The 20,493-nt window shown below is 35.7% G+C and carries 9 protein-coding genes; 6 read left to right on the forward strand and 3 right to left on the reverse strand.

Translation table 11 applies throughout. The features are described from left to right. Positions 1 to 59: 59 nt before the first annotated feature. Together PZ638_RS05135 and PZ638_RS05140 are read left to right on the forward strand one after the other, a co-directional pair. Positions 60 to 5,948 (forward strand): TcdA/TcdB pore-forming domain-containing protein, encoded by a 5,889-nt coding sequence (locus PZ638_RS05135; protein WP_161595546.1) that lies wholly within the window; start codon positions 60 to 62, stop codon positions 5,946 to 5,948. A 398-nt stretch (positions 5,949 to 6,346) separates the two neighbouring features. Next, the gene (locus tag PZ638_RS05140; protein ID WP_004260445.1) at positions 6,347 to 7,732 is read left to right on the forward strand and encodes an SLC13 family permease; all 1,386 of its coding nucleotides are present in this window, start codon (positions 6,347 to 6,349) and stop codon (positions 7,730 to 7,732) included. Positions 7,733 to 7,805: 73 nt separating this feature from the next. Here the strand turns inward: PZ638_RS05140 and PZ638_RS05145 are convergent, their stop codons facing one another. Beyond that, complete coding sequence (locus tag PZ638_RS05145) at positions 7,806 to 8,741, reverse strand: two-partner secretion domain-containing protein (protein WP_136133984.1); 936 nt, start codon at positions 8,739 to 8,741, stop codon at positions 7,806 to 7,808. A 256-nt stretch (positions 8,742 to 8,997) separates the two neighbouring features. Between PZ638_RS05145 and PZ638_RS05150 the strand changes: the two genes are divergently transcribed. Together PZ638_RS05150 and PZ638_RS05155 are read left to right on the forward strand one after the other, a co-directional pair. After that, on the forward strand, positions 8,998 to 13,698 hold the full coding sequence (locus PZ638_RS05150) for a TcdA/TcdB pore-forming domain-containing protein (protein WP_275612090.1): 4,701 nt from the start codon (positions 8,998 to 9,000) through the stop codon (positions 13,696 to 13,698). 42 nt (positions 13,699 to 13,740) lie between these two features. After that, positions 13,741 to 14,889, forward strand: coding sequence for a hypothetical protein (locus tag PZ638_RS05155; protein WP_275612091.1), 1,149 nt, complete (start codon positions 13,741 to 13,743; stop codon positions 14,887 to 14,889). Positions 14,890 to 14,949: 60 nt separating this feature from the next. Here the strand turns inward: PZ638_RS05155 and PZ638_RS05160 are convergent, their stop codons facing one another. Both PZ638_RS05160 and PZ638_RS05165 read right to left on the reverse strand, forming a co-directional pair. Then, complete coding sequence (locus PZ638_RS05160; RefSeq protein WP_094960962.1) at positions 14,950 to 18,108, reverse strand: efflux RND transporter permease subunit; 3,159 nt, start codon at positions 18,106 to 18,108, stop codon at positions 14,950 to 14,952. Positions 18,109 to 18,123: 15 nt separating this feature from the next. Then, entirely contained in the window at positions 18,124 to 19,311 is a 1,188-nt protein-coding gene (locus PZ638_RS05165; protein WP_004260432.1) for an efflux RND transporter periplasmic adaptor subunit, read from the reverse strand. Between the two features lie 134 nt (positions 19,312 to 19,445). Between PZ638_RS05165 and acrR the strand changes: the two genes are divergently transcribed. After that, a complete protein-coding gene (gene acrR, locus PZ638_RS05170) occupies positions 19,446 to 20,096 on the forward strand; it encodes a multidrug efflux transporter transcriptional repressor AcrR (protein WP_094960963.1) in 651 nt (216 codons plus the stop codon). A 12-nt stretch (positions 20,097 to 20,108) separates the two neighbouring features. Next, positions 20,109 to 20,462 (forward strand): DsrE/DsrF/TusD sulfur relay family protein, encoded by a 354-nt coding sequence (locus PZ638_RS05175; protein ID WP_004913652.1) that lies wholly within the window; start codon positions 20,109 to 20,111, stop codon positions 20,460 to 20,462. The last annotated feature ends 31 nt before the right edge of the window (positions 20,463 to 20,493 follow it).

Genomic DNA, 20,493 nt, shown 5'->3' on the forward strand with positions numbered 1-20,493 from the left:
TTAATTTACAGTCATTATTCATTTTAAATAATTAATTTTTATTCAAAGGAATGAATGCAATGACAATAAAAAAATATACAGAAGTAATTGAAAAAATAAATGAAATCATCAATAAATATACGCTAGATGCAAGCGAGTTAATTAAAATTGGCTCAACGGCAGAAAAAGGAGATATAACATTAACTAAATATGATAACTCACGATATGATATTAGTTATTATGATAGCGAGCAGCCTGATCCGTTTGTAATTAAAAGTTATTTACTCAATAATAATAATTATGATGCAACTCATTTATATCCCTCCTATGTAGATATTCCTAAAAAACCATCAGATACGTTTCTCTTATTTACAGGTACTTTAAATAAAAATTCTATTATAGTTACCAATCATGATAAAGATCATTATCGAGTCTATAATGATTGCAGAATGAATAGTTCAATTTTATATGATGATGTTGTTATGTCTGCTGATTATCAAGATTATAAAATAAAAGATGGTACAAATGGTAATGCGACAGCATATATGCAGTTTGTAAATAATGATTGGCAATTAGTCTTACAAAAACAAGAGGTTAAATATTACAAAGGTGAAAGGAAATCATTTGCAATAGAAGGAAAAAATAGAATATTAAAATATATTCCTAATAATAAAATGGATAGTATAAATAAAAATAAATTTGAAAATACTCGGGAAAATATACATGTTAAAATATTGTCCATAGCAAAGAAATTCAATTGCTTATATATGGATGAGAAAGGTAATAATATATTTGAAACGGAACGAAAACTAGATAGCGCTAAAGCATGGCTTGAGTTTATTACATCTATAAGTATAAAAATAAATAATCATGTAAAAATGTTAAAAAGTTTCCAAGAGGTATGGCAGAAACAACTTCAGGAACTAAATGGGAAGATAAATAAAACAATAGATGATAAAGTTAAAATAAAATCTTTAACACGAAAATTAGCACAAAGTGATATTCAAATTAGTCTTTATCATAATCATTATAATAGAATACTATTTGAAGGGAACCAAATAGAAAGAAGTAAATTATGGTGGGAAATAAAAAAAAGTAAAGGCATGAACGCTGTTGTTAAAAATGAAGAACAATCAATATATGGTGGTATTAATGAATATAAACAGACAATCAATGAGCGATATGAAAATTTAGTTTTTGTTCATAAAAATTCTAATAAACCTTCATTTAGAAATAGTTTTAGTGAGGGAATGGACGGTTTTTCAGAAGTTAATATATCAGGATTAAAGAAGAATATGACGTCAATAGAACTGAAAAAATTATATTTGACTCAAGACCTTAGTCCTATAGAACGAGGGGCTTTATATCAAAGAATTAATAATGTAGGTCATGCCGAATATATAAAATATATTTTGAATGAAACAGGAAAAGTTAGTGAATTATTTTATTCATTAAACAGTCAAATTAATCGATTAATGCCACAAGATTTTTATTTAACCTTGATAGGGGATGATTCTCGAGGGCGTTGTTACCCTTTGGTTAGAGCTATGTCAGTTGCATTAGCAAAAGATGATCAAAAAGGCGCGGATACTTTATTTAATAAACTTTATATAGCATCAGCGAATCCTAAAGATAATGATTCAATATTAATAAAAACGGCATTGGAGCGATTACATTCGAATGTGGAAGCAATAGAGGCATCATTTTCTCATGGTAGAATTAATATCAAAGAGACACAGAATTTATTAGAGGCGAAGCAAAAAACAATGATGTTTGCTATTAATAGCCAAAATCACTCGATGCTTATTGGTAAAACTATAAATGATAAAAAATCACACTACTATTTTTATGACCCTAACTTCGGTTTGTTTTCGTTTAATAATAGTAAAGAACTATTTTCAGCATTTAAAAAATTTATGGTAGATAACAAAATGGCTGATTTTTACTCAGCCTTTGGGAGCAATAAAGATCCGGTTTTTGAAGTGATTTCAATTATTACAGATGATATGTCGAGTGTTCCGGTGGGTAATGGGTTAAGTGTAACTCATTTAAGTGAGCCTATTTCATTGAGTTTAATTACTAAACGTGAAAGCAAAACTAGTAGTATCGTTAATAAACAACTTGCGATTCAAAGAGACATTCAATTGAAAGGAACATTGGCTATGTTAGAAGCCCAACAATGGGGATACCGTTTAGAAACTTCTTTGACTAATTTATCAATGAAGTACCAATTTAATAGAAAATGGGTGCCTATATTTTCCACACTGAAAGAGAATGAAAAAGGTAAATATCAACTTCAATTTATAGATTATGATGATCCTGAAAAAAGCCATTGGATTGAAATGGATGACCCGACAATTAAAGAGTTTAATCATTATTATGAAAAGCAAGTAGCATTATTTGGAGAAAGTTATTTTTTTGATGGGGAAAAATTAATTCCCCAAAAGAATATAGATAATAACAGTGAATATAATATCAATGAGCCATCGTTCGATGGATTAAATGCAGGAATAGCTATTCAGTCTTTGATGCTATGGTATTCAGATAAAAACCATAATAGAAACGGAATGAATAATGATAATTTTAACTTAGCATTAGCATTGAAAATACATAGTTATATTAATTATGGAATGATATTTCATGGAGCTCTGAATGATTTAGCTAAAATTGTAGGTATAATTCGTAGTGGGTTAAATGAAAATATTAGCTATGAAGCTAAAAATATTAGTCTGTTTTCTACTTCATTAGCTCAAACAGTAAATGAAGGTGTTACTGTTTTATTTAATGGTACCTTAGTCGGCTTTGATATATATGAATTGACCTATGCAAAAGATGAACCTCATAAGATTATATTTAGTACACAACTTGCTTTTGACTCTGCGAGTTTTGTCACAGGAGGACTCAGTTTAGGAACCGGTGCTTTAGGAGTAACGGAAGCTTCAGTATTTATGGGGGGAGCTGGGGTTATTTTTGCAGGGTTAAGTATTGGTTTCACTGGTTTGGCGCGTAATTATGCAGTGATAGGAGAAGATGCTAAATCGGTAGGTAGATATTTCTATCAGTTAGACCAAGCATATAAAAATAACGGATATGATTACTTACCTGATAAAAGTATTGTTCTTCCGCGCGCTGGTGCAGTTTTTAAAACAATAGATCTTAGAAATAACCAAATTGAATTTGATAGCCAGTATATCTATAGGACTAGCGCACATTCTGCAGGAGGCGGACGGAAAAATTATATTTTTTGGGCGGGTAATTTCCCTACAATGGTACATGACCGTCAACAGGCAATTAATATTCGTAAAGGTATCGGATATAACATGAGTAGCCGACAGTATGGCTATTTAGATGCACAAATAATTGCCTTACCTATCACGCCAAAATCGTATATTAAATATGATTACAATTTATGGCCAGGAGCAACAACACGTCATGATAGTGGGTTTGATGTTATTCGTCGTTTAGAAAACACAGATAAATTTGATTATGACTTTTATATATTTCCAAGTGAAAATACTATCACTCAGATATTCCATGAATATGTAGATACAGAAATAGAAATAAAATTAAATAATCAATATAGACATTTAGTTATTCCAAAAATACCCAGTGAGTGGCATGGGAAAATTAAATATTCGATAAAGGGTGATGGTGGAGTATATAAAATTAGTCCACAAATAGGTGCAGAAATAGAATTGATTGATGACTCAAATAAGTTATCGACTTCTCACTGGATAATTAGTGGAGGGTTATTAGGTAAAAATGACATTATTGTTAGTTCTGACCGTATAGATGTAGGTGGAGTAAAAATAAAAATAGACCAATCAGTATCAAAAAAAGATTTTTTATACATTAATAATAATAATGAAGTTTATAAAGTGGATTTTTTAAACTTAGATGTAAATTTAATTGGCGAAGATGGAAATAAGTGGGTCGGACATAATGAAGAGTTATCTAATCATTTAAATAAATTAAATGAACAACATAAAATTATGGGGCAGTACGTATTAATTGAAAATTATCAGTTTGGGAATGTTAATGTAGGCCGAGCATTTTATCAGGTTTCTACAGGGAGATATATTTTCACTGACTCATCGGAACAATATACTAAAAATGCTGATCTATTTTCTCCATTAGGGACGGGGGCATGTTTTTACTCAAAAGATAATAATATATTGTGGTTAGTTGATCAGGATAATAAAGTTCAATATACGTATATTATTAATAATAATGCTCAGCGGAATTTTGAATTAACTAAGTTATGGGTTAGTAATGAAAATATTTATTTCTCATGTCGTTATCCTAGTGAAGGAGTTCATGAAGTCGCAAATTATATGATAAATGGAAATGAAATTATATTAGTTAGTGTTTCTATTGATGAGCTGACTCATTATCAGTTATTTGAAGAAAAATCGGTCATACCTAAGGATATTTCAGATATGATTTTTGGTAAGTATTTATTGTTAATTGATAAAGTAAAAGATAAAAAAACAATATATAGTAAAAGTGTGAAGCTGGCTGATGTCATCCAAATATCAGGAATTGATAAAAATAATAATATATATCATTATTGGTTAAGAGAAAGAGACGGTGTTATCATAAGGCCAAATGTTACTTCATATAATCTTGCTCTCGATAACAAAGAATTATTTGAGCCTAAAGATTTAATGTTTGTTGGGTTTTTATTAAACAATGATGGGAAAGAAGTATTCTTTTTTTATAGTCATAAGGAAAAATCAATATATCGACAAGTTGGAGAAAACCCAAATTTCTTTCAAATAGAAAAGCAAGAAATCAAAAGGATAGAAACCGAAAATATTGAGAGTGTTATATTCAGTCAAAGTAAAATTTTAATTATTAGTAATAATGGCATTGTGAGTCAAATTAACGCTCAAGGTAATATTCAACCTGTGGCACTAAATCAAAAGTGGTTTGATTCACATTCAACAAGATGGTGGGAAGATTTTGGTCAATTAGAGTCAAATCAAGGAGTATATGCTTTACTTGGATTAAAAATGAGTGATAATCAAGCTATTATTCCTGCTTGGTATGAAAATAAAAGTATTGTTATTGCATATCAATTATCATCAAAGAATACATTGCAATATTTAGGAATAGACGAGTACCGTTCAGCAGCAATTATTTTTGATATGGAAAATAAAAAACTTTATTGGCAACCAATTGTAAATGAAGCTGCTTTAGTTAAAGCTTTTGATAAAAATAATTTAAAAAATACTTTATCACTACCTTCAATGTATGAGATATACCCAAATATTAAATTTGATACAGTTAAAAAATTAAAAAATGGATTGTTAATGTATACAACTAATGATGAGATTTTATATTACAGTAAGGGAGAGAATAATTCAGATAGTAATAAAGAGGAATTCTCATCATCTTTATTAATTAACGGTGGAAATTCAAGGGATATAATCAACCCACCAGTTATCAATAATGTAAAAAATATTATATTAAGTGCGGGAGACAAAGAAGATAGCTATGTTATTTCTAGAGCGGCGTGGCTACATTATCAAGCAATTATCATTGATAATAATGCGAGCGATCGTTTGACAGATACACTTGTTTTACCTGTTGACGATATGAACTCTCTAGCTGTGAATCGCCTAGGGGATGACCTTATTCTAACGGATATAAATACAAATAGCATACTTATTATTAGGCGGATATTTGCTACTAATGCTCAAGGATATGAACACCTTAAACTGCGATTTTTAAATTCTAACGGAGATATTAGGGTAAAAACTATTGTAGATAGTTATTTATTGACTGATGGGCTGATGGTTACTAATACACCGAATGAGTCTGATGAAGAAATACTGCTGTCTCATGACAATCAGTTAGCACAGCTTGCATCAATGACATCATCATTAAACCATCGTGAAAGCATGTCTAGACATCAGGATATAATACAGCCTTCGTTGGTTACTGCGCCTGTTTTAGTGGGATAAAGCAGGTATGAATTAGTTAAGCTAAGCTAGCCGGAGTTTAACTGGCTAGCTTAATTAGTTGTCTAGTTTCATTGGTTGATATTTTAATTTAAGTTTGTTTTTTATTCATCGATATCATTTATTTTGCTTTGGGTGGAATTAACTGCTGACTGGTGCGTTGGCGTATTAGCGCAATTGTTCTGTCAATTGAAACTGTTAATTTATGCGGTTATTTGCTTACAAAATAGAACATTTCTCGGTAGAGATATTAAAAATACAAAAAATTGCGCGGGGTAGATCGCACTTTTAGCTTATCCACATTTTCATCTCAATAAATTAACTCTATATTTCACAGCTTATAAATAATTATTAACAATATGCGCTAAAAATAAACTTGCTTCCAAAGCTATGGAGTAAACATGGACGCTTCAGAATCTTTAACACCATCAGTGAGCCCAACCCCCTCGAATAAACGGGGATGGATAATCTTAGCTGTTGATATCGTACTCTTAATTTTATTACTAAAATATTTACCATTTGATGATAAAGCAAATGCAGGTCTTGCAATGATGGTTTTCATCGGTGTGCTTTGGTTAACTGAAGCTATCCATGTCACCATTACTGCACTGTGTATTCCGATCTTGGCAGTAGGCTTAGGGCTGATGAATACAGGGGATGCATTGAAATCATTTGCAAATCCGATTATTTTCTTATTCTTCGGTGGCTTTGCATTAGCGACGGCTTTACATATCCAAGGCCTTGATAGGCTAATTGCAAATCGCTTACTAATGGCAGCTCGAGGGCGCTTATCAGTCGCGGTATTATTGCTGTTTGGTGTAACAGCGTTACTTTCTATGTGGATTAGTAACACAGCAACAGCTGCAATGATGCTACCACTAGTATTAGGTATACTGTCTAATCTCGATGTACGTCATGAACGTAATACTTTCGTGTTTGTACTATTAGGTGTTGCTTATAGTGCAAGTATCGGTGGTTTAGGCACGATTGTAGGTAGCCCTCCAAATGCGATTGCGGCTGCGGCTTTAGGTTTAGATTTCTTATCATGGATGAAATATGGTATTCCAATCATGGTGGTGTTACTACCAATGATGTTTGTATTGATGTACATGATGTTACGTCCAAACCTGAAACATCGTTTTCAAATTGAGTTAGAACATGTTGAGTGGAATGGCAAGCGTATTACAGCAATGACGATTTTCCTTTTAGCCGTAGTTTGTTGGATCACGAGTACGTTTATTAGTGATGCATTAGGTGGTGTAAAAGATTTAGATACAATCATTGCGATGAGTGCTGCGATTTTAATTGGTGTAACAGGTGTTGCTAGCTGGTCTCAAATTCAGAAAAATACCGAGTGGGGCGTATTGATGCTGTTTGGTGGTGGTTTAACACTCAGCGCAATTTTAAGTTCTTCTGGGGCAAGTAAGATCATGGCAGACTGGATGCAAATGACATTCGGTGAAAGCCACTGGTTTGTTATTATTCTAGCTGTTACTACCTTTATTATCATTTTGACTGAGTTTACCAGTAATACGGCGAGTGCAGCTTTATTAGTACCAATCTTTGCAACAGTTGCTGAAGCATTAGGTATGCCAGTCATTGTATTAACTATGATTATTGGGATTGGTGCATCCTGTGCGTTTATGTTGCCGGTTGCTACACCGCCAAATGCGATTGTGTTCGGTTCCGGTTATATTAGGCAAATTGAAATGGTACGTGTTGGTGCGGTATTAAACGTGGCTTGTATCCTTGTGATTTCATTGTTTGCTTGGTTTATCTGGATGTAACTTAGTATCAATTCATCTTAACTTAACGGCCTCTTTTTGAGGCCGTTATTTGTTGTTGTACGCTAAATTGAGATTATTGCGTTGTTTTAGCAATAAGAGCCTGTTGGTTTTTCCCTATTTTTATCACACCTGTATCAGAAAAAATAATGTCTGCATCTCCGCGCACAGAGAAACTCATCGTGTTTATAACTCCTTGAATATCTATCTTATTCTGTGGGCAAAGGAAATTATCTTTACAGTGATATTGGTGACTCTCAAGTACAATGTTACGACCTGTCAATTTAGTTTGCTCATCCATCTCTAAATGATTTCCTTGAATATAAGGAATGTCAGTTTTGAACTTTGTGCTGTACTTGACAATGCCTTCACTAGGAGAAAGGGTGCTATTACCAGATGCGCTGATATAATTTTGTATGGCAGAGTGGATATTAAGTGTATTTTGCAGCTTTATTTGGTCTGCAACGATATTTAATTTTGATAGTTGAATTGGAGTTCCTTGTTGCTGACTAATACTGATTTGGCTAGCAGGTTGAGTTGAAAACTTCAGTTGGTTATAGTCCTCCAATTTTTGGAGTTCAAGCTGGTTATCTTTCTCTTTGTTTTTAATGTATTTTTTTTCAAATTTACCGGCAATTAAGGAGAGGCTATTAATATTATCAACGGCACCGTCTTTCCATGAAATACCATTAGGATTTGCGATAACAAGGTTGGCGCGTTGCCCTTTTATTCCTAATATCCCTTGTAAGTTGCTTGTTTCAGTCCCTGTTACTTCTGCAAAAATAAGCTTTGCTGCCTTATTATTAAGCTTGGTATTACTGTTAATATCATTATTAAAAATTAAACCATCGTCATTAGATGAGAGACTTTCGAAGGTATTAAACGAGATGTTATTTTTGAGAGGGGCTTCTATATTAATGACTTTTGCTTTTGTGATATCAGGGGCCTCGGCTAATGATGTGGTATGAAATAAAGTACAACTTAGTAGAGTGAATGATATGGTTTTCTTCATTGGTATTAGCTCCTTGCTGTAAAAATCCTTTAATGATTAAAAGCATAATGTATTTAGTCGTTTTTTATAATAATCAAAAATTAGTTTGGCTTAATAAAATATGATACGTTAGCACTCAGGTAAAATCGGAAAATCGGAAAAATATGATGTAAATAATTGTTACACTATGTTTTTGGCCGTTTATAAGTTCCATTTTCCTTGCTAATAAATTACTACTTGTTATGTTTTAAAATTAAATATAAAGGGATTTAATAATATGTCTGGTGATAGCTATAGCTCTCTATTGAATCATGCCATTTATGTAATGGATAAAATAAATCTTGATAAAAATATTATGATGCTAGTTGAGGCGATTAAATATGAATATCGCCATGAAGGAAAATGGTCTCCAGATTTATTGAAAAAACATGATAAATTAAAGAAAGAAATAGAAAGAAAATCTTATTTTTTATATAACAATGATGTTCCTATTGGTATTGAAAAACTCAGTAATCAAGAAGAGTTGGAGTTTATTGGTTATATAAGAGATTTATCAACAGGAAATCATGATGTCGATATAAGAGTTCAAGGTAAAGAGGATATTGAATTATCTAACCTTGTTGATTCCGATTTATTAAGTTCACAAGCACTGCGTATTCTCCCTAAAAATTTAAAAAAAAGAATGAAACTTCGCTCTAGTATAAATGCTAGGTTAACTATAAATATACATAAAAAATATATTAATCGGCTGGCAAAATCTTTGGTGAAGTTATTTCATGAGCCGTCACCTCAGTGTATAGAACAAGCCAAAATTATGGGGCCTAGAAAATTTGGTATACAAACGGACCAAGCAGTTATTTACTTATCTGAATCGGGGCTTGAGCATGCAAAGGAAATTACCCAGCGACTTAATACATTAATTCCTTCTGATGCATTTATTGAACATACACCAGTTGGTATGCAAAAAATGGATACTGGTATTTCTTATTCGGAAACACCAAAAGGTCAGTCAACAAGCCATGGGCAAGCCAGGTCACAGGTCATTGCAGACACTATTACAGAAGCTTTATTAACAGATCGCCCAGTAAAACAAATCTTACCTAAAGTATTAAAAAAAGTAGGCTACGATACGAATAATCCTAGTTTAGTTGCGCAAGTTCAGCGTGATGGTCATTTAAAAAATAGTCTTTTTGACAGTATGATGCTTAAAAAGCATAGAATAAGCCAAGATATTCAGCGATTTGTTACGGATCCACTGTTATTTCCATGTATGTATGTTATTGATAAATTTAATAATAATATATTATCAGTAAAGGCGGAAATATTTAACTTTGAGAATGAGTTTACCGCCATTGAGTGCGGAGTATTAGCTCAGTATATAACCTCGAGAGAAAATTCAGGTTTTATTTATGATGTTTTAGATTTTACTTATAAATTTAATTCAATCTTTAGAGATAGCGGTTATATTGAAAAACGCCTCGCACCACAAGATTTTTATTTATATTTAATGGATGATAATTCAGGGGGGCGTTGTTACTCTTTAGTTAGGACAATGGCTGTTGCATTAGCCTTAGAGGGCAGTGAGGGTGCAAATAAATTGCTTAATAAGATGTTTTTAGCTGGGGCATCACCAACGGAGCCGAATTCAACTTTGTTACAAGCTGCGTTAAAAGAACTTCATGTAAATATAGAGGCGGCACACGCATCAACTATAATTGGCCAATTTGAGTTAAATGAAATAAAAGAAATTCTGATTAATGCTGAACAAGGAAATATTTATGCGCTAAATAGCAAAACACACTCGATGTTGTTAGGTAAAGTCAAAAATGGTAATGAAATTAATTATTATTTTTATGATCCAAACTTTGGTATTTATGCCTTTAATGATTCTGATAAGTTATTTTCAACTTTAAATAAGTTTTTATTTAAAAACAAGATGGCAGAGCAGTATGCGGTTTTAAATAGTAGTTTTGAATTGGTCTCTATTAATACGGGAAAAATGTCTGAAGTACAAATTGGTAGTGGTTTAACTGTTTCCGATTTGGTTTATTCAGATAATTTAATGGAATCTATTTCTCTACATAAGAAAATGGAGAGTATTCTAGAACATCAGTCTTTAATAGAAAAAGATAAGAAAATACAAACATCCTTAATTATTTTGGAGTCAGAAAAATGGGGGGAACGTCTTGAATACTCAATTAATGAAGTGTGCAAAAGTCATCAACTAGATGAAAAATGGTTACCTGTTTTTGAAAATGTTGAGAATTTGGAAGATGGCCGATATCGTATTCAATTTATACATCAAGGGATAGAGGAAAAGATATATTGGGCCGAAACGAAAGACACAACATTTATTGAGTTTAAAGAATATTTTCACAAGCAAATGGCTATGTTAAAGAGTCATTATTCTTTTAGTGATGGGGAGTTGCAATGTGAAAGAGATATTGAGGGTACAGAACATGTGGATGGCCTCAATATAGCGATGGGAATACAAGCAATCATTCAATGGTCGGAGAATAGAAATCGACAGTCAGTGGTTTCTTCTAGGCCAACATCTAATTTAGCAACAGCACTGCGTATTCATAGTTATATTAGCTATTCTATGATGGCCCATGGTGCTATCAATGATGCCGTGAAAACTGGAAAAATTGCATATTCATTATGGTGTGAAGGGAATGGAGTGGCGAAATCAGTAATGAATCGCTTTTCTTCGTCTCTAGTACGTACAGCGAATGAAGGGTTAGGGGTTATTTTCCAAGGAGCTATGGTTGGTTTCGATATTTATGAGTTAGCGAATGCACAAAATGAAACTCAGCGAGCTGTATTTGGTACTCAACTAGCTTTTGATTCATCATCATTAGGGTTAGGTATTGTAAGTACGGGAGCATCTCTACTTGGTGCGGAAACGGTGGCAGGTGTTGCAGGGCCATTAGCTGTACCACTTATGGGAATAGGTATTGGTATCACCGAACTGGTTAATATTAATGAAAGACACGCACAAAAAGCTGTTGCTGTAGGGGAAGAATTCGCGATTTATCAACGAGACTATCAAAATGCAGCGATAAGTTATGATGTAAAAAAAGGATTTTTGATACCAACACCCAATATTGTCATCGAGAAATTAGATTTCAAAAATGGCTATTTTGACCTTGGTAGCCAATATATATATCGAGGTGTGAAAAAAAAGTGGTATATAGAGCATTGCTGGTTGAATGATTTTCAATCAGGGCCAAGTGCTGAGATCGATAAATCACATGCAATTAATATTAGAGAAGCTGTTGGTGTTACTGAGTCAAGAGTATTCTTTAATGGAAATCAAACTGGGGTAGTTATATTACCAGTTGTACCTAGATCGTTCATTCGTTACAGATATAGCTCTCTTTTTGGTGGAACTTCTCGAGGGGATAATGGTTTTTCTATTTTGAGAGGAATGGAAGAACGCTATCAATTCTATTTTGATTTTTTTTATTGTGGCCTAGAGTATGTTATCACCACTTTAGAGCATGAATATGAAAATACTACCATTCATGTCAATCTAGATAGCCAAAATAGGCAAATAGCCGTTCCTAAAATGCCTATTCCATGGCAAGGGTATATTACGCACGCTGTCACTGGTAATGGTGGGGAATATCAAATTACAGTTAATTATGGTGCATCTCTTACGTTAATTGAGGGGGCTATGTATGGAAAACAATCTAGCTGGATAATTGATACGAGTTTAATAGAAAGTGATGGAAAAGAGCATGTTATTCAAATCATGGATGATCACATTAAAATTAGCGGCATTACTATCCATGTTGATACATCGGTGGCGGATAATTCGATTTTGCTGGTCAATGCTCAACATGAAGTATGTGAAATAGATTTTATTAATAAGACTGCAAAGGTTATTAATGTAGATGGTAGTCAATGGGTAAACAAAAGCCAGACAATTAAACAGCATCTTCATGATTTATCAATTAAAAATAAGCTTAACGGCCAGTATGTTGCCATCGATAATTATCAATATAACGGTTTAAACGTGGGACGTGCATTTTATGATGTTCAATATGATCGGGTCATTTTTACTCACTCAAAAAATAAAGAAAATCATTCGGCACAACTAATAAAAATTAATGGGGATACAGCCTATTTTTATTCATCAGTGGAATCAGTAATTTGGCAGGTTGATATAAATACAGGTTCTTTACTGACTCAACTTAAAGCGAATATGGTTTTAGGTTTAGATGCAGAAATTATTAAAGTCACATTGGTTGATGACCAACTATATATAACATTAACAGAAAGAAGTACTGGCAGTACGGTTGAAAATACCTATAGGCTAATACAGGGTGATAAATTAGAGCTTGTGAGCGTTGTGAATAACAGATTATTACTCGATAACTTACATGACACACAAACATTATTATCACTTGAACAACGTAAGCAATTTAGTGGCCATGACTATTTAGCTCGTCGAAATATGAGTCCTGAATATCAAAAGACAATTACAATCAAACCCAGCATAGCGAACACGGTGATGATAGAGGGCACTGATGAAAATGGTTTTTGGCATCATTACTGGCTACGCAATGAGAGTGGAACACTGGTTAAAGCCAATTTAGAAAGAAAGATGGCGTATGAACAGCAGTTTTTGCATGAATGGATTTCGATAAGTAAAGAAGAGCTAAAATATATTGATTGTGAGCTCGCAAAAAATACTCCATTAGAAAAAGTTTGGCGAGAGAGGTTCCCTCTGCCTATTAACGATGGTAAAGAGGCGGTGTTTCAATTAAAGCGTTATAGAATTAAACCTACACTTGCAAAAATATTTGCAACAAGCCTGGGACGCTATAATCCGAGGTACGATTTATGGTATTGGTTTCCTCCTAAGGACTTGGAATTAATAGGAAGTTTATTAAAGGAAAATGGAAAGGAAGCCTTTTTCTTTTATAGCCGAAAAGAAGATACCATTTTTTATCAAAAAGGGTTAGGGTAAGATATTATTAAGCCAAATAAGCCTAGTGCCTTTCGTTTAAATTTGAGTGGAATAGAAAATGTCACGCACTGGCAAGGGGAGCTCCTTGTTATCCAAAAAGAAGGCTTTGTTAGGCAACTGAATGCGAATGGTAGTACACAATTAGTTGCCCTCAATAAAGACTGGTTTGCGAGAGAGCCTTTGAAATGGGAGCGTTTTGCTCAATTTTCCAATGAAAAGGACCCCATTGCATTGTTTGGATTAAAAGATACTAATGGGGAACGCATATTACCAGCATGGTATTTTAACGAGATGGTTGTTGTTGCGCCTTCATTTTCGTTAGAAAGTGAGTTACAAATTATCGATTTTGATCACGATAAACAATATGGCGTTATTTTTGATTCAAAATCAAAGAAGCTATATCGAATAAACGCGATTGGAGAGATGAAGTTTAACAATATTTTCGATAGTCAGGGTGTTCTTCGATTTCCCAATAAATTACCTAAGCATGTTGATTTATACCCTGAGCTTACTTTTAAGTCAGTGCAAAAAATAGCGGATGGCTTAATGCTGTTAACAGAAGAAAATGCAATTATTTATCATCCAACATCATCTCATGAACAATTAGGCTTATCATTAATTATTAAAGGAACACCGGAGGATGATGTCGTTATTCCTGCAGCATTAGGCGATGTTTCTGTTTTAATTCTTAATGGTGGTGAGGGCTCCGATACTTATCAGTTTAAAAAAGTAGATTGGCAGCGTTATCAAACGATTATTATTGATAATTATTCGGTAGACCGAATTGTTGATTTGCTTATCCTACCCATAAAAAACCAATTGAAGGAGATTTTTATTAATCGCCAAGGAGATGACTTGGTTATTACAGATTCAATAAATAATACATCTCTTTATATCCGTGGAATTTATGGTTTACAGGCTCACTCTTATCGTCATCTACAACTTAGAATTGATGGAACAGATCAACACATTGATGTGAGTTTATTAGCTGAACAAGCTTTGGCGAGTCACGGTTTAATGTCTTTATCAATGCATTTCAGAAGCTATTTTAATATCAATGATAAGATAGCTTTATTAGGGGAGTTGTTGAATCGAATAGATTTTACTCAGGAAGACTTTGAAATTCAAACTGCATCCAAAGAGCAGGATAAACCTCATTTCGCCATGTTATCTACAACAAGTCAGTATTAAATTAATATATAAAAAAAGAGCCACAACATGAGTGGCTCTTTTCGATTTATCGATCAGCAATTATTGTGCTGTTGGTGGATGGCTGTGTTCAACATCTTCTGATTTCTTCGAGAAACGGCGACGGATCACCACGAAGAATACAGGAACGAAGAAGATAGCCAATGAGGTTGCGGCAAACATTCCCCCAAGAACACCAGTACCTACTGAGTTCTGGGATGCAGAACCTGCACCGTTACTAAACACCAGTGGGATAACACCTAACATAAATGCTAAAGATGTCATCAGAATTGGTCGTAAACGCATTTTAACTGCATTAAGTGTTGCTTCGACTAACCCTTTACCTTCTTTTTCCATCAAGTCTTTGGCGAATTCAACAATCAAGATTGCGTTTTTCGCCGAGAGTCCAATGGTTGTTAAGAGGCCCACTTTAAAGTAAACGTCGTTGTCTAGACCACGAACACTGGTAAACAGTAACGCACCAATAATACCTAATGGAACGACTAACATAACTGAGAATGGAACTGACCAGCTTTCATAGAGAGCCGCCAAACACAGGAAGACCACTATCAAGGAGATTGCGTACAGAGCAGGGGCTTGGTTACCTGCTAAGCGTTCTTGATATGACATACCTGTCCACTCGTAACCAATTCCTTCAGGCAGGTTTTCAGTGGTGAGTTTTTCCATTAACAGCATCGCATCACCAGTACTTTTCCCTGGAGCTGCCTGACCTTGAATGTTCATCGCAGGGACACCGTTATAACGCTCTAAACGCGGTGAACCATACTTCCAAGGATCTTTGGATTCGTCCATAAAGGCAGAGAACGGAACCATTTTACCTTGGTTATTGCGAACATACAGGTTACTGATGTCAGAAGGTAACATACGGCTTTCTGCGTCACCTTGTACGTAAACTTTCTTCACACGACCACGGTCGATAAAGTCATTCACGTAGCTTCCACCAAACATAGAACTCAATGTTGCATTGATATCACTGATAGCGACACCTTGAGCCTGTGCTTTTTGTTGGTCAATATAAATACGGTATTGCGAGGTATCATCCTGACCATTTGGACGAACACCTTGAAGCATTTCTGGGTGCTGAGCAGCTAATCCAAGTAACTGGTTGCGGGCTTGCATCAGTTTATCATGCCCCAAGTTACCTTTATCGACTAACTCAAAGTCAAACCCGTCTGCGGTACCTAACTCAACAATCGCTGGTAGGTTAAAGGCGTAAATCAGTGCCTCTTGTTTTTGTGACAGTGCGATATTTGCACGTTGTACAATCGCATCAACGTGGTTTTCATCGCCTTTACGTTCGCTCCAATTTTTCAGAACGACGAAAGCGAGACCCATATTTTGACCTTGACCTGCGAAGCTAAAGCCCCCAACGGTAAAGACCGACTCAACGTTTTTGGCTTCTTCGGTATGGTAGTAGTTATTCACTTCATCCAATACCGCTTGGGTTTGTTCTTGCGTTGATCCTGGTGGTAATTGGATCATTGACAAGAATACCCCTTGGTCTTCCGCTGGTAAGAAAGAAGACGGTAAGCGGACGAACATGAACGCCATACCAACCACTAACAGCAGGTAAATCACTAAATAACGGCCCGTGCCGTTAAGCATACGGCTTACACTGTCGGTGTAGTGGTGTGCTTGTTTTTCAAATGTGCGGTTAAACCACCCAAAGAATCCTTTTTGGCTACCATGGCTGCCTTTTTCAATTGGCTTCAACATGGTGGCACACAGTGCTGGTGTTAAGATCATCGCAACCAGTACTGATAAGATCATGGAGGATACAATGGTAATTGAGAACTGACGGTAAATTGCCCCTGTAGAACCTCCAAAGAAGGCCATAGGAATAAATACCGCAGACAGCACCATTGCAATACCGACTAACGCACCTTGGATTTGACCCATTGATTTTTTGGTCGCTTCTTTTGGTGACAAGCCTTCTTCTTGCATAACACGCTCAACGTTCTCAACAACGACGATGGCGTCATCGACGAGAAGCCCGATGGCGAGTACCATCGCGAACATGGTCAAGGTGTTTATGGAATAACCAAATGCCGACAAGATAGCAAAGGTACCTAACAATACGACAGGTACTGCAATCGTTGGTATCAGTGTTGCACGGATGTTTTGTAGGAACAAATACATAACGACAACAACCAGCATGATTGCTTCTACTAACGTTTTAACCACTTCGTTAATTGAAATTTTAACGAATGGGGTCGTATCGTATGGATAAACAATCTCTAATCCTTGAGGGAAGAAAGGCTTCATTTCCTCAAGCGCAGCGCGGACGTTATTAGACGTATCTAATGCGTTCGCTCCGGTTGCCAGTTTAATACCGATACCTGCTGCAGGCTTACCATTAAAGCGGGCAATCGTACTATAGTTTTCAGCACCTAATTGGACATCAGCAACATCTTTAATACGCACTTGTGAACCATCCTGGTTTACACGTAATAGAATATTGCTAAATTCTTCAGGGCTATTTAAACGTGTCTGCGCAATGATAGAAACGTTTAAACGCTGGTTTGCTACAGACGGTGAACCACCGAGTTGCCCTGCTGCGACTTGGTTATTTTGTACCTTGATCGCATTAATGACATCCGTTGTGGTCATGTTGTACTTAACGAGTTGCTCTGGTTTTAACCAAATACGCATTGCATATTGGGTACCGAACAGTTGAGTTTCACCTACACCGTTAACTCGGCTAAGTGGGTCTTTAATATTTGACCCTACGTAGTCGGCAATATCGTATTGCCCCATTGAGCCATCGCTAGAAACGAAACCCGCAACCATTAAGAATGAACTAGTTGATTTATCGACACTAATACCTTGCTGCTGAACTTCTTGTGGCAACAATGGCATCGCCAGTTGCAATTTGTTTTGCACCTGTACTTGCGCGATATCACCATCAGTTCCTGCTTCAAATGTCAGCGTAATGCTAGCAGAACCTGATGAATCACTGCTCGATGACATATATACCAAGTTATCGATACCGTTCATGTTCTGTTCGATAACCTGCGTTACTGTATTTTGTACCGTCTCAGCATCCGCTCCCGGATAGTTAGCTGAAATAGAAACAGCCGGTGGCGCGATGGTCGGGTACTGCGAAACAGGTAACTGGATAATTGCCAACAGACCAGCAAGCATGGTGATAATTGCAATTACCCACGCAAAAATTGGTCTTTCTATAAAAAACTTAGGCATTAATCAGCCGCTCCCTTATTTAGACTTTTCTTCAGGTTTTGCCTGATTGTCTATGGATTGCGTTTCTAAGTTTGCTTCCTTAGGATTCACAACAATTCCTGGTTTGATTTTTTGTAAGCCGATGACAATGACACGATCACCTGCTTGTAGACCTTCAGTTACCAGCCATTTGTTGCCAACTGCTTGTCCTGCTTTAACTTTTCTGACTTCAACTTTATTCTCTGCGCCAACAACCATGACTTGAGAAGTTCCTTGAGCCGTACGAGTCAAGCCTTGTTGTGGAACTAGAATCGCCTTTTCAATAACACCGTCTTCTAATACAGCACGAACAAACATACCTGGAAGTAACTCTTTGTTCGGGTTAGGGAACATGGCTCTCATGGTGATAGACCCTGTTGTTTCATCAACAGTGACATCAGAGAATTCCAGAACACCCTTTTGTGCGTATTCTTGACCGTTGTTGTTGATCAAACTGACAGGTGCTTTCCCTGATTCTCGCTGTACAGCGCCTTTCGCTATCTCATTTTTGAGACGTAAAAAATCGTCACTCGATTGTGTTACGTCAACATAGATAGGATCAAGTTGCTGAACACGCATTAATTCAGTGGCTTGTCCTGTAGATACTAAAGCCCCTTCAGTCACATTCGATTTACCGGTACGGCCGCTGATCGGTGCAGTTACTTTGGTATAATTCAGGTTGATACGTGCCGTTTCAACCGCAGCTTCAGCCGCTTTGACGGCAGCAAGTGCTTGTGCATAGGTTGAGGTTGCTTCGTCGTATTCCTGACGACTAATGTAATTAGTACCTAACAATGGTTTATAACGCTTCACCGTTAATGCAGCCAGATTCGCATTGGCTTGTGCTTTTGCAAGTTCCGCTTTTGCGCTGTCATAGGTTGCTTGGAATGGTGCTGGGTCAATTTGGTATAAAGATGTCCCTGCTTCTACGTCGCTACCTTCTTTATAGTTGCGTTTCAATATGATGCCACTAACCTGAGGGCGAACCTCGGCAACACGAAATGCGGATGTACGGCCTGGTAACTCGGTTTTGAGAGTCAGAGGTTCGGCTTTAAGCGTAACAATTCCTACTTCAGGCGCCGGGCGTTCTCCGCCACCTTGTTGTTCATCGTTACAACCAGATAAAGCCAAGCCACCTGAAAGAACTAACAGAGCCAGAGGTAACACCCCTCTGTTTTTTCGCATAAGTTAACCTCAATTAATCAATATGAGTTCAAAACAAAAATAAGAAAAATGGTAAACAATATGATTTATCACTATGCTATAGTACAAACATACACGAATGTATGTAAATCAGCTTTCGATAGAAACGGGTCACAATGGCACGAAAAACTAAACAACAGGCTGAAGAAACCCGTCAGGAAATATTAGATGCTGCCATCAAAACATTCTCTGAACGAGGAGTTTCTGCCACATCATTAGCCGATATTGCAAAAGCAGCGGGGGTTACCCGAGGTGCAATATATTGGCATTTCAAAAACAAAGTTGATCTTTTTTATCAAGCTTGTGAATTTGGTGATAACCAAATAGTACAAGCTGAAGAATATTATCGTTCTAAATATACCAATGATCCACTTTCAATACTAAGAGAATTATTAGTTTATATTTTGACTGATTTTATTGAAAGCCCTAAAAACCGCGCTTTGATGGAAATTTTCTTTTTGAAGTGTGAATTAGTTGGCGAAATGGCAGAGTTAGTTGATTTTAAACGCGCTAATTATGTCGCAAGTCAATGTCGAATAGTTGATAACTTGACTGCCTGTATTGATGCAGGTCAACTTCCTGCTGATCTTGATGTGGAATGTGCTGCGATTATGATCCGTTCATTAATGTCTGGTTTGTTAGAAAACTGGCTACTCCAATCAGAAAATTTTAATACTAATCAACATACAATTACATTGGTTGATACACTATTAGAAACACTAAAATGTAATACCGCAATCCGGTTAAAACCCATTCAAACTGAATAAGTGGAGTACAATATGACCTCTATTTTGATTATTGCTAATGGCGCACCTTACGGCAGTGAAACATTGTTCAACTCATTGCGATTAGCGATAACGTTAAAAGAGCAAGAGCCGCAGTTAGATTTAAAAATATTTCTGATGTCAGATGCTGTGACCGCAGGTTTGGCAGCTCAAAAGCCGAAAGAAGGCTATAATCTTCAACAAATGTTAGAGATTTTAACGGCACAAAATGTCCCCGTTAAATTATGTAAAACTTGTACAGATGCCCGAGGTGTAAGTGAGTTAACCCTTGCTGATGGTGTTGAGGTAGGCACGTTAGTCGAGCTTGCAAGCTGGACATTAACGGCAGATAAAGTATTAACTTTCTAACATTTTACGTAAAATGTGTTTAATTAGGTGA

The sequence above is a fragment of the Providencia hangzhouensis genome, assembly GCF_029193595.2.
Classification (GTDB): Bacteria; Pseudomonadota; Gammaproteobacteria; order Enterobacterales; family Enterobacteriaceae; genus Providencia; species Providencia hangzhouensis.

Excerpts from the sequence above, each read along its gene's own strand:
- PZ638_RS05135 (WP_161595546.1), top strand. The coding sequence starts at position 60 with ATGACAATAAAAAAATATACAGAAGTAATTGAAAAAATAAATGAAATC.
- PZ638_RS05140 (WP_004260445.1), top strand. The coding sequence starts at position 6,347 with ATGGACGCTTCAGAATCTTTAACACCATCAGTGAGCCCAACCCCCTCG.
- PZ638_RS05145 (WP_136133984.1), bottom strand. The coding sequence starts at position 8,741 with ATGAAGAAAACCATATCATTCACTCTACTAAGTTGTACTTTATTTCAT.
- PZ638_RS05150 (WP_275612090.1), top strand. The coding sequence starts at position 8,998 with ATGTCTGGTGATAGCTATAGCTCTCTATTGAATCATGCCATTTATGTA.
- PZ638_RS05160 (WP_094960962.1), bottom strand. The coding sequence starts at position 18,108 with ATGCCTAAGTTTTTTATAGAAAGACCAATTTTTGCGTGGGTAATTGCA.
- PZ638_RS05165 (WP_004260432.1), bottom strand. The coding sequence starts at position 19,311 with ATGCGAAAAAACAGAGGGGTGTTACCTCTGGCTCTGTTAGTTCTTTCA.
- acrR (WP_094960963.1), top strand. The coding sequence starts at position 19,446 with ATGGCACGAAAAACTAAACAACAGGCTGAAGAAACCCGTCAGGAAATA.
- PZ638_RS05175 (WP_004913652.1), top strand. The coding sequence starts at position 20,109 with ATGACCTCTATTTTGATTATTGCTAATGGCGCACCTTACGGCAGTGAA.